9 protein-coding genes are annotated in these 12,053 nt (G+C 35.7%); 6 read left to right on the top strand and 3 right to left on the bottom strand.

Annotation, left to right across the window (positions count from 1 at the left end; all coding sequences use genetic code 11):
* Positions 1–2: 2 nt before the first annotated feature.
* The 3 genes from A8L32_RS06235 to A8L32_RS06225 form a co-directional block, all read right to left on the bottom strand.
* The gene (locus tag A8L32_RS06235; protein WP_066629055.1) at positions 3–818 is read right to left on the bottom strand and encodes a universal stress protein; all 816 of its coding nucleotides are present in this window, start codon (positions 816–818) and stop codon (positions 3–5) included.
* 290 nt (positions 819–1,108) lie between these two features.
* Entirely contained in the window at positions 1,109–1,738 is a 630-nt protein-coding gene (locus A8L32_RS06230; protein WP_158027204.1) for an HNH endonuclease, read from the bottom strand.
* Between the two features lie 54 nt (positions 1,739–1,792).
* Positions 1,793–2,134 (bottom strand): hypothetical protein, encoded by a 342-nt coding sequence (locus A8L32_RS06225; RefSeq protein WP_066629051.1) that lies wholly within the window; start codon positions 2,132–2,134, stop codon positions 1,793–1,795.
* A 325-nt stretch (positions 2,135–2,459) separates the two neighbouring features.
* Between A8L32_RS06225 and A8L32_RS06220 the strand changes: the two genes are divergently transcribed.
* From A8L32_RS06220 to A8L32_RS06195, 6 genes are all read left to right on the top strand, one after another.
* A complete protein-coding gene (locus A8L32_RS06220) occupies positions 2,460–3,098 on the top strand; it encodes a hypothetical protein (RefSeq protein ID WP_066629048.1) in 639 nt (212 codons plus the stop codon).
* Position 3,099: 1 nt separating this feature from the next.
* A complete protein-coding gene (locus A8L32_RS06215; RefSeq protein ID WP_066629045.1) occupies positions 3,100–3,396 on the top strand; it encodes a winged helix-turn-helix domain-containing protein in 297 nt (98 codons plus the stop codon).
* Between the two features lie 122 nt (positions 3,397–3,518).
* Positions 3,519–6,002 (top strand): XrtN system VIT domain-containing protein, encoded by a 2,484-nt coding sequence (locus tag A8L32_RS06210; RefSeq protein WP_066629042.1) that lies wholly within the window; start codon positions 3,519–3,521, stop codon positions 6,000–6,002.
* Positions 6,003–6,192: 190 nt separating this feature from the next.
* The gene (gene xrtN / locus A8L32_RS06205) at positions 6,193–7,605 is read left to right on the top strand and encodes an exosortase N (RefSeq protein ID WP_066629039.1); all 1,413 of its coding nucleotides are present in this window, start codon (positions 6,193–6,195) and stop codon (positions 7,603–7,605) included.
* Between the two features lie 20 nt (positions 7,606–7,625).
* Positions 7,626–9,065, top strand: a complete 1,440-nt coding sequence (locus A8L32_RS06200; RefSeq protein WP_066629037.1) for a B12-binding domain-containing radical SAM protein — start codon at positions 7,626–7,628, stop codon at positions 9,063–9,065.
* A 100-nt stretch (positions 9,066–9,165) separates the two neighbouring features.
* Complete coding sequence (locus A8L32_RS06195; protein WP_066629035.1) at positions 9,166–12,003, top strand: 3-keto-disaccharide hydrolase; 2,838 nt, start codon at positions 9,166–9,168, stop codon at positions 12,001–12,003.
* Positions 12,004–12,053 lie beyond the last annotated feature (50 nt).

Genomic DNA, 12,053 nt, shown 5'->3' with positions numbered 1-12,053 from the left:
TTTTACTCTAGCTCATCATGTAAAATAAGCATAGGATGTTCTGGATGAAGCACCATTTGCTTTGTAATACTTGGGTGGAAAATACGATCGAAGAAACCTACGTCGTGCCTAACCATGGCTACCATTTCCGCATCATTATCATCCATAAACCTATTTATGCTCTTGCTTACATCATCGCCTTCAATAAAATTGAAACTAAGATCGATATTAGGAAAGTGAGTAGCAATTTTGTTTTCAGCATCTAAACGGTTTACATATTCATCATCTAATACATTAACAAACATTAATGATGAACGATAGCGATCTACAATATCACGAACAGGGTTCATCACCTCATCCTTTGCAATATCTTTTAAGTCAGTTGCAAATACAATTTTTTCTGGTTTCCTAAATTCAGCACTTTTAGGAACCACCAAAATAGGTGCTTTAATGCTTTTTATTACTTCGTAAGCATTAGAGCCCAACAAAAAGTTTTCTAACGCAGATTCGCCTCTACAGCCTAGCACAGTAAGGTCGGGATGATTTTTTTGAATAAATTGGTGAACTACATCGATAAGAGATCCGAAACCGGAAAGTGTTTGTACATCTGCCTGAGGAAAAATGCGTTTAAGTAGAGTCTTCTCTTGCTTTAGGCCTTTTTCGCTTTCGTAAGCCATCTCTTCCTTCACTTGCATTACATATGGGCTTCCACTGAATTCTAAATCATATGCATTAAGTAAGTTGAATTCTACATCATCATCCTTAAACATCTTTAAGGCGTAAAGAGCGGCATTTCGGGCAGTGTTTGAAAAATCTGTTAAAATCAATACATTTTTCATAGCCTGAAATTTACATCAATAAGCAATACTTTAAATATAACCGACACAATACATGCCGTAGATAGAAGTGCCTGATAACGAACATTTTCAATTACCTTATAGGCTTTTAAAGTTTATACGTAGAAAAATTTAAAAGGGTTTCGATTTTTGAAGTATTTATTTGCTATTATTTCGTAATACATAATATATGAATCAACCGGTAGATTCAATGTACACCAACTTAATTTATAAACACCTATACGGTTGATAAAAAAAGGAAATTTAAATAAATAAAAGCATCGCAAAAGCTATTACTTTTCTGCTTTTTTCACCCATCGCCAAACGGTGTGATAAGGAATGTTGGTAATTTTAGCTACATGCGCAGGGTCGTGTTTTTCGCACAAGCGCAATACATTGCTTTTTATTTCCTTGGGGTATCTTATACTTTTAGTTTTTTGGGTGCAATAACGTTTTCTGATACGCGCAATACTCATTTCCGAAACACCATATTCTTGACATATATCTTTGGCAAACTCACCATTATCCAGACGCTTGGCTATCAACAGAGCATCATCATAGGAGATGGTAGAATGACCTCTAAAACTTTCACCATAAACTACTTTTCTATTATCTGATACCATGGCTTTATCGCCCCATTGCAAATTTGAATAAGCATTATCGGTTGAATCGCCATTGATATGAATAACAAACTTATAAGATATGGGCTTTGGATTACGCACAAAAGCCTCGGCCACAAGGCGGTGCACATAAATACGTTTTCCGCCTACAGAAATCTGATAATAGCCATGTTTATGATTTTTAGCTTTAACCAGAGATTGGTGTACTAATTTATCCTTATAGAAAACCTTTTGACCTGTTTTTTCAACTTTTACATCATCCTTAAGACCTAAAACAAATACGTTCTTAAACTCTTCTTCCATCACCATGAAATTAATTTATTCTGATCATCAAAAATAACACCCTTTGCGCTAACCTCAAACTTTCTCCATCACAAAAACCCCACAAACTCCTTGTTCGTCCTCGCTTGACCCAACAATTTGTCCATTAGCATTTATAACACCCTCTCTGGATTCTGGAAAATATTCTATTTGTTGCGAAGACATTATCTCAAAATCAACTACATCCAACTTTACCGTATCTTCCTCATAAGTTCCCTCCAAATGGCATTTTACCTTAAAAGGAGTTTCATCCTCAATCCTTTCTGTAAAATCTAAAATTCCGTATACACGTGTACCTGCCTGCACCAAAACAGCCTCTCCTTCATCTTTGCCAAAAGAAAAATCCTCCTTAAAGCTCCATTTTCCCGTTAAGTCCATCACTTATATTTTTTGTAAGTCATATGCGATTTCCAATGATAACACCTCGAACGGTCACCATTTATTCAAATTTAAGCAAAAGAAGTGATTTTTGTAAATACCTGATTACAATAGTTTGTAGTTTTTTGTAACTGGCCATTCATTCAACACACAAACAACTATATATGTGAAATATACAAACATAAAAAATAGCCTAAAACCTCTAATAATAAAGTAGATTTACAAAACAATACCATAAATATATGACTTAAAAATTAATAAAATATTTGCAAGGATAAAATAAATTCACATACTTTGTATTTCAAAGTACTTTTAACAACTCATTATGGATACCAAAGAGCAATTAAATCATTTATCAGAAATACGTTCATTAATGGAACGTTCGAGCCGATGTTTATCTTTAAGTGGATTATCAGGTATTTCGGCAGGGATTATTGCCATTATTTGTGGTTTGTACACTTGGTGGTATTTAGGTGATGGTTCTTTTGCGCATACCGTTGGTGTAACAGAGTACTTTCTATCATTAAATATTTTCTCAGAGAAATTTATAACTGTAGCCATAATTGCATTGGTAACCTTGGTTTTAGCCATTGTATCTGCTTTTATTTTCACTTATAAAAACAGCCAGAAGAAAGGCTTAAAAATATGGGATACATCTACTAAATATTTCCTCATTAACCTATTTATTCCTTTGACAACGGGTGGCTTCTTTTGTCTTATTTTAGCATATTACGGCGAGCTTTATTTACTAGCCTCCTCCACTCTAATTTTTTATGGATTGGCTTTACTAAATGCCAGTAGGTATACGCATCGAGAAATAAGATATTTGGGTGTTTCTGAAATATTTTTAGGACTGATAAGTAGCTTATTTATTGGTTATGGAATTATATTTTGGCTATTTGGTTTTGGCGTTTTACATATAATTTACGGTGCCGTAATGTACCTTAAATACGAGAGAGAATAGCATGGGTATCATTGACAACATAAGCAAGCTTTTTGAGAGCAGGTTACGCTTGGGTATCATGGCTATTTTAATGGTGAACGACCGTGTGGATTTTAACACACTGAAAGAACATCTCGAAGCATCTGATGGTAACCTGGCAAGCCACATTAAAGCGTTGGAAAAGAACGAACTCATTGAGGTACACAAACAGTTTGTTGGTCGAAAACCGCAAACCACATACACAGCCACCGAACTAGGACGATTATCGTTTCAGAAACATATTGATGGCTTAAATAATTTAATTAAAGGAATGAAGTAAGCAATGAACAGCCATCAATAAATTGACAACAATAACTATTAGATATTAAATCAGTTATATACAGCTGGTTTTATTTTTATACATACACTTTGTATTTCAAAGTACTTTTAAACAAACATATCATGAAAACTAAATTAACACCCATCCAAATTTTAGGTTTTTGCTTACTGGCCATATCCATGGTTATTTTTCATTATGTACCTAATACCAGAAGTACACTCGAAGGAGCTGCACTATTAAACTACCCAATTGGTATTGTCTATTTTCTTTTATCATTTGCAGATAGGCCCAAAGGAGCTAAACTGTTTAAAAAAGGGCTTCGAAAACTAAACTGGCATATTGTATTATCCTTAATGATGGTAAGCTGTTTTACTTTAAACAAGGATATACACGTATTTGCCATCACACCTTTATGGATTAAAATTTTATTACCCATAACTCTATTTGCATTCTGCTTAGCAGCAATTGATTCAACACTTAAACCATGGGTTAAACATGCCACATCTTTTACACTTGGTATCGGATTATTATTATTCGGTTATTATGCCATAGTACTTTTACCCTACACTCCCATTGCATTTATTGGACTAATTCTTCTAGGTTTATCTGTGCATCTGCTAATTCCAGCCATGCTAATAATTTGGACATTGATAATTACTTGCCGCCCCCGAAACTTTAATATTAATAGTAAAACGGTAGGTATCGGTTTTGGTGCAGCTGCAGCTTTCGTGTTGATTTACGTTTCTATATATAATTATCACAACAGGGGAATTCAACAAGCTCAAAAAGAATTAATATTAAGTGAAGAAAGCGATTTTCCTGAATGGGTATCTTACGCTAAAAATTGTACATCGCCCTATTGGAGCGAAAGAATAATTGGTCAAAACTTTTTGTACGAAGGCTTTAATGAATGGTGGAGTTTTGATTTTAATCAAGGTTCATTCTCCGAAGTTAGGGTTCACGACCCCTTAGTTGCGACTGCAGCTCTATTCACTCAGGCGTTAAACTTAAGTAACAAAGAACAGGTACAAATATTATCTTCAATTTCAGATAATCGCCATTATACGTACGAAAAGCTTTGGTCGGGCAAAAACCTCAAAGTAAGCAAAGAGCTAAGCGATGTTCGAATATATCCTGCATATAGGATGGCTTATATGGAAAAAACCTTATGGATTGAAAACAGCAGTAAAAATGAATGGAGCCAGGAAGAAGCATTATTCACTTTTTATTTACCAGAAGGAGCTGTAGCCTCATCGCTTTCGCTTTGGATAAATGGTAAAGAAGAAAAATCGCGATTAACAACCCGCAAAAAAGCCACTAATGCTTACAAAACCATCGTTGGCAAGGAAAGACGCGACCCTGTTGTATTGCATTGGCAAGAAGGAAATCGACTGACTGCTACAATATTTCCTTGTACCCCAAAAGAGGCTCGAAGAGTTAAGATAGGAATAACCGCACCCCTAACAGTAAAGAACGATCAACTCGTTTTTAACAGCACAAAGGTACAAGGCCCCAACAACCGAGGTGCTAAAGAAATGGTTCATGTTAAAATTTTAGGTGAACGGACAGATACAAACTTACCGTGGGGTTTTAAAGAAGCACTTCCTCAACAGTATATTTATGATGGAAAAGCATTGGATAGCTGGACTTGCTCTTTAGATGTCTTTCCTCTTTCGGAAACACCTTTTTCTTTTAACCAGCAAAGTTTCCAATTGCAAGACATAAAACATAAAAGCAATAATTTTAAGCCATCTGCTATTTATTTAGATATTAATCATGCATGGAATAAAAATGAAATTGAAAGCATCATTAAATCTGCACAAGGCATTCCTGTATTTATGTACCATGATGGATTTAGACAGTTGAAACCAGAGAACTACATTTCATATACGAAAAAGGCACTTCACCAGTCATTTTCATTATTTCCGATTTATGAAATTAAAAACCCTAAAACAGCCTTATTTATAACTAAAGGAAGTGAAAACTCTCCTATTCCAAGCGAATTAAAAAACTCGAAGTTTCACGACCAACTAATAACTTTACAAGAGCAAACAACAACACCCATTGCGACCATCGTTCTCGAAGGAAAAAAGTCACCTTTCATCAGTACACTCCAGCAGTTTAAACTTCTAGATTGTCAAAATAAAAACTTGCATGAATTGGTTTCAGAACCTACTCCTGAAACTTGGTTCAAACCGTATATTAATGCAGATAATACGGTCAATATACCTATGTCGGGGATGACAATAAAACAACTACAGGATTACCCAGAAAATTCATATAAGGAAGCACCCTCTCATTTGCTAAGGATATATAATTACCATAAGGTGATGAAGGAAGCTGGACATTTATTTATGCTTAAAGATGCTGACATCCCAGAGTCTGTATACAACTTATGTAACGAGGCTTTTATCGTTACTCCTGTATCAAGCCTTATCGTTTTGGAAACACTGCACGACTACGAACGCTTTGACATCAAAGAAAATAAAAACAGTCTTAAAAATGCCAATCTACAGGACTCCGGCGCTGTACCTGAACCACACGAATGGGCCTTAATAATTACGTTGGGGGCTGTTTTGTGCTTAGTCTACTGGAGATTCAAATAGAGCTTATTTATAAAGTCAACTACTACGTTATGTTTGTCATAAAAACAGTCATTTACGAAAAGTAAACTCCTTGTTTTTTTATGACTTCACAAGCCTTGTATTTGAACTTTATATTTTAAGCTCCGAAAAAGTTCGACTTTATGGACAGACTCTAAATAGTCTTAAAAATAATCGTATTCATTCAATAATTATGATGAAATTTATTCGCATAATAGCACTAAGCATTTGCTTTCAACTACTTGGTAAAGTGACTAAATTCTTTAGAATAGAAGCACTAATAACAAAGGCATCGGCTATAAATAAAAAACAATACTTAGGTATTTTAGCAGCCATAAGCGTGTGCATTTTAGCTATTCCAAAGTTTAATGAGTTTGGAGGATTACAATTTAGCCAAATCTTATTCTTTATCATCCTTCCGTTTACCTTAAGCAAAACGGGAGGATATACTAGCGTGATGCCTTTGTTCTTTTTAAGCTGCCTTATCTTAATTACATTTTATATTACCCATGTTTATAGCTTGTTATTTTTTGGCGTATGTATGGCCATTATCACTAGCTTAGTTATATCTGCTTACAAGCCTACCCTCCTAACCATAGGCTTAGCCGTCATATGCACACCAGCTGTGAAGTACCTGTTAAGCATATTTAGTTTTCCATTGCGATTAAAGCTAACAGCTTTGGCTGGAGAAATCCTGAAGCCAATAGTTGACAGTTTAAGCGTATCCGGCAACTGTATTTACATCAACAATATTGAATTTACAGTTGCTCCAGAATGCTTAGGTCTAAATATGATTTCTTCAGCTTTGGTATTTGCCATTTTCACCATATCGTTTTTTGCGTCTAAACTAAAAAGACGTCCGAAGTTATATTTTACAATCTCGGTTATTCTGATAGCCTTTTTACTCATTGTATTGGCCAACCTAAGCCGCATTGTTCTTACAGTATTTCTTAAGGCCATGCCAGGCACCGCACTTCACGAAGTAATTGGCTTGCTTATGTTTGTCGTCAACTGTTGTATTCCTTTATTATTCATCGGTGCCAAAAGTAAACGTCATTATAAAATCGTTAAAACTAAAACCGTAAAATATAAAGAACAACATTACCTAAGCCTTGCAATAGCTCCACTATTAATTATAGGAAGTTGGAACATACATGAAAATAGCCTAAAGCCAAATTTTAAAAAAGCCCAAATATGTATTACTGGTTTTGATAAAGAAGAAAGTAAAGATGGTGTCATCAAATTACAAAACGAATCGGCCATCGTTTATGTAAAACCGCCAGCTTTTATGCTGGGTTCCGATCATAACCCCTTCATCTGTTGGAAAGCCAGTGGGTATAAAATTAAAAACGAAACGGAGAAAAAAATTGGCATGCATACAGTATATCAGTTTGAGCTACACAAAACAGGACAGCCTCCCTTATATTCATGCTGGTGGTATAGCAACGGAAAGTTGAATACCACAAGTCAGCTACAATGGCGCTTGGCAAGCGTTAAAGGTAAAAATGCTTTTAGCGTAGTTAATGTTACCTGCGACAATGCTTCTCTCACTCAACATTGGACTGAGACCTTATTAGCTCAGAATATCTTAAATACTAAGAATTAACCACCATAAATACAGAACTTATGAAAGTAAAATTAATACTTCCGTCTCTTACCGAAGCTAAAAGTCCTTTTTTCAGACCTATAAAATATTCTTTATTTCCTCCATTAGGTTTGGCAACGCTAGCTGCTTATTTAGATAAAAATGATGAAATAGACTTACAAGACCAGCATGTAGAAAAATTGAATCTAGATGACTTACCCGACTTGGTTATTATTCAAGTATACATCACAAATGCATACCGTGCTTACAATATCGCTCAACAATATAAAAACAAAGGAGTTTACGTTGCTTTGGGAGGTTTACATGTAAGCAGTTTACCCCATGAGGCAAGGCCTTATGCGGATACCATTTTCATTGGTCCAGGAGAACAAACATTTCCAGCTTTTATTAAGGACTTTAAAGCAAAAAAACCAAAACCCACTTACACCTCTACTGTAGGCAGAACCATTCAAAATCAACCTCCGATTCGTCGTGATTTAATTAAACGCGAAAAATACTTAGTCCCAAATTCTATTGTGATGTCAAGAGGTTGTCCGCATCATTGCGATTTTTGCTATAAAGATGCCTTTTTTAAAGGAGGTAAATCTTTTTACACCCAACGCGTTGATGAAATCCTTCCGGAGATTTCTAAACTTAAAGGAAAACACCTCTACTTTTTAGATGACCATTTGCTAGGAAATCCTAAGTTAGCCGCTGAACTTTTTGAGGGTATGCGAGGAATGAATCGTGTTTTTCAGGGTGCCGCAACAGTTAAATCTATTTTAGAAGGCGATTTAATTGAGAAAGCAGCTCAAGCTGGATTACGGAGTGTATTTGTAGGTTTTGAAACCTTCTCGCCGAAAAACCTTCAACAAAGTAATAAAAGTCAGAACCTTAAATTAAATTACGAGAAAGCCGTAAAACGCCTGCACGACTTGGGCATTATGATTAACGGTAGCTTTGTTTTTGGACTAGACAACGATAATAAAGATGTGTTTAAGCGAACCGTAGATTGGGGTGTAAATAATGCCATTACCACGTCCACATACCATATTCTTACTCCTTACCCAGGAACCAGACTATATCAAAATTTAGAAAAAGAAGGTAGAATAATTACCAACAACTGGGATTTGTACGACACCCGTCATGTAGTTTACCAATCAAAACAGCTAAGCAATCAAGAACTGGAGCATGGTTATCATTGGGCTTATAAAGAGTTTTATAAATGGAACAATGTTTTTAAAGCATCATTTTCTCATGATACCATAAAACACCAAATGAAGCATTTGTTTTATAAGGGAGGATGGAAAAAATTTGAAGGCTTATGGAATTTTATCATTAACGCAGGAGGCTTAAAAAGAATGCTACCTTTTTTAGAATTACTCCTTTCTGAGATAAATAATGAAGCCCCTAAACTACCAGGCAACTCAAAACGTATTCAAAAGCTACCCAACCAACAATATTATGAGAAGGTTGGATAAATGAACCCCTTAAAAACATGAAAATGTCACCTTTATTAGTAGGCAAAAAGATATCTTTAATCTCCTTTAAAATAAGCTTAATGTGATAAATATTGAATCAATGAAAAACACTCTACTACTCATTTGCCTGACTTTAACGTTAACATTAAACGCCAAGAAAAAATCAACTATAAAAATTATTAAAACAGTGGATTCGCCCTTGATAGAATTTGGCATTACTGAAGTTGAAAAATCTTACACAAAACAACATCTCAATAATTTAACAGTTAATATTCATCTTAATCCAGCATTAGAACCACAAGATTATGTCATCGATTGTGGCAAAAAAACAGAAGTTTCAGGAGGCTCTCCAATCGGTATAATGTATGGACTACTTGAGTTGGCTGAACAGATTAACCTGACCCAAAACATAGATGAGCTTAAATCGAAAAAAGGAACGTCATTTATAAAAAACAGGGGTATTAAATTTAATATCCCCCTCGATGCCCGTACGCCAAGTTACGATGACACGGGCGATGCAGCGCTCAAGAACATCAACGAAATGTGGAACATGGAATTTTGGACTGCTTTTTTTGATGACATGGCTCGCTATAGGTACAATACACTAACTCTATGGAATCCTCACCCATTTCCGAGCATGATTAAACTAGATGAATATCCAGAAATTGCCCTGAATGATGTTTGTGTTCCTAGCATAAAACCTGTTCATAAAGAAGGGGTTTGGGGTGACCCCATGAACTTAAGTAAGATTGTGGCTGATAACTTAAAAGTAGTTCGAGAAATTAGCATCGATGATAAGATTAAGTTTTGGCAAGATGTAATGACTTATGCTAAAAACAGAGGCATAAAAATATATTTTATCACCTGGAACATCAATTTAAATAGCGTAGCTCCACCCTCAGAAACCAGGTATTTTGGTCAGAAACAGAAACTGGGCAATGTGGGTGGCAAATACCAAATCAATAACGACCAGGACAATGAAAAAGGCATTAAATACTTACGGGCTTGTGTAAAAGAATTTATTCTGACTTACCCTGATTTAGCCGGAATTGGAGTAACTCCTAGTGAAAACATGGAAGACCGAGATGATGAATACGACCGTGAAAAATGGCTAGCTAAAACTTATGCTCAAGGAGTAAAAGATGCCAAAGAGATTCAGCCTGACAGAAACATAGAAATGATTCATCGGGTTTGGTTAAGCGGAATGGATAAAATAGAAAATGATTTTGCACCTCATTATCCCGATTCTTTAACCTTAAGCTTTAAATATGCCAAAGCCAGATTATATTCCTCTACAAAACCTCCTTTTGCCAATAAATACATTGAAGTTTTAAAAGAAAAAGGTTGGAAAAGCTGGTGGAATTTGCGTAACGACGATATTTTTCATTTGCGATGGGGCGACCCTGATTATGTGCGAGAGTTTTTAGCGAACCTGCCTCCTGAGCAGATTACCGCTGGTTACCATATGGGTTCGGATGGTTACGTTTGGGGGCGCGAACATATCGATAAAAATGAAGCTTTAGCAGGAAAACTTGAAATAGAGAAGCATTGGTTTAAGTTTATGCTCTGGGGGCGATTGGGCTACAACAATACCTTAAGCAATAAGCATTTCGAAAAAGTATTGGGCACTAAATTTCCTTCATTAGATGAGCAAAAGTTATTGAAAGCGTGGCAGACATCTTCTAAAATAGTACCATTAGTCAATCAGTTTCATTGGCGCGATTGGGATTATCATTGGGCTGTAGAAGGTTGTATTGACTGTCGCAAAGGTTTTAATACAGTGTATGATTTTATCCACTGCCCAACCATGGAAGCTTCGGGTATTCTAACCATTCCTGAGTTTGTAAACAAATCCATCCAACTTAAAACAATAACAGGTATCACACCTATACAATGGGCTGATTCGTTGGAGCATTATAGCAAACAAACTTTAGCTATTATCAATCATTTAAACACTGTTTCTGGCGATAAAGAAATGCAGGCTACTATAGATGATATAGAATCGTTTGCGCATTTAGGAAATTACTATGCTGCTAAAATAAGAGCTGGAATAGTATTGCAATTTAATATCCAAAGTCATCCACAAAAAGGTAAACCTGCTTCTGTATTTTTAAAAGAAGGATTAGAACACTGGAAACAATACGCCGAAATAATGTCGGCCAATTACAAACCTCAAATGCTAGCCCGAACAAGAGTGATGGATTGGAATAAGATTACTGAAGATGTTAAAGCAGATATTGCTCTAGCTGAATTAATTGAAAATAATCAATGGACCTCGCTTTTTAATGGTAAAGATTTAAATGGCTGGCACGTTAAAACCATGAAAGAAGATGCACAAAAAGAATATTTTAAGGTAGATAATGGAGCCATTCTGGCCAACTCTGTCGGCGACAAAGAGCACGAGTACATGTGGTTGATGAGCGATAGTACTTACAATGATTTTATCTTACGATTAGAATACAAAATTTGCAAAGGAGCAAAGGGCAATAGCGGTATTCAGTTTAGAAGTAATTACGATGAAAAAGCCAACTGGCTCGATGGTCCACAAGTAGATATTTCGCCCGAACCCATTTGGCGATGCGGAATGATATGGGACGAAACGCGCGATAACAAACGCTGGCTCTATCCTAATCTGCCTATTGGCGAATGGGTAAACGAAAGCATGGCTACTCCTGATTACTTTTTAAAAACCGAAGAGAATCCTGAGACTTGGGGGCCCTGGAACAGAATGACCATTGTGGCCAATGGAACGCGAATAAAAGTATACATTAACGACCTTCTTACTACTGATTATGATGGCACTGGCATTTTAGATGATGATACTCACACCAAGTATAATGTGGGTATGAACGGTAAAATTGCGTTGCAAATCCATCGGAAAAATGAGGTGAAAGTGGCTTTTAAAAATATATGTATATCAGAGATTGATTCAAAGTAAATACTATAAAGGATTTACTTGCTTTTCATGTAAATCCTTTATTTTTATCA

This window comes from Labilibacter marinus (assembly GCF_001659685.2).
In the GTDB taxonomy this organism is placed as follows: Bacteria; Bacteroidota; Bacteroidia; order Bacteroidales; family Marinilabiliaceae; genus Saccharicrinis; species Saccharicrinis marinus.
Note: the sequence above shows the minus strand (reverse complement) of the source record. Positions and strands in the feature narration are given on the sequence as shown.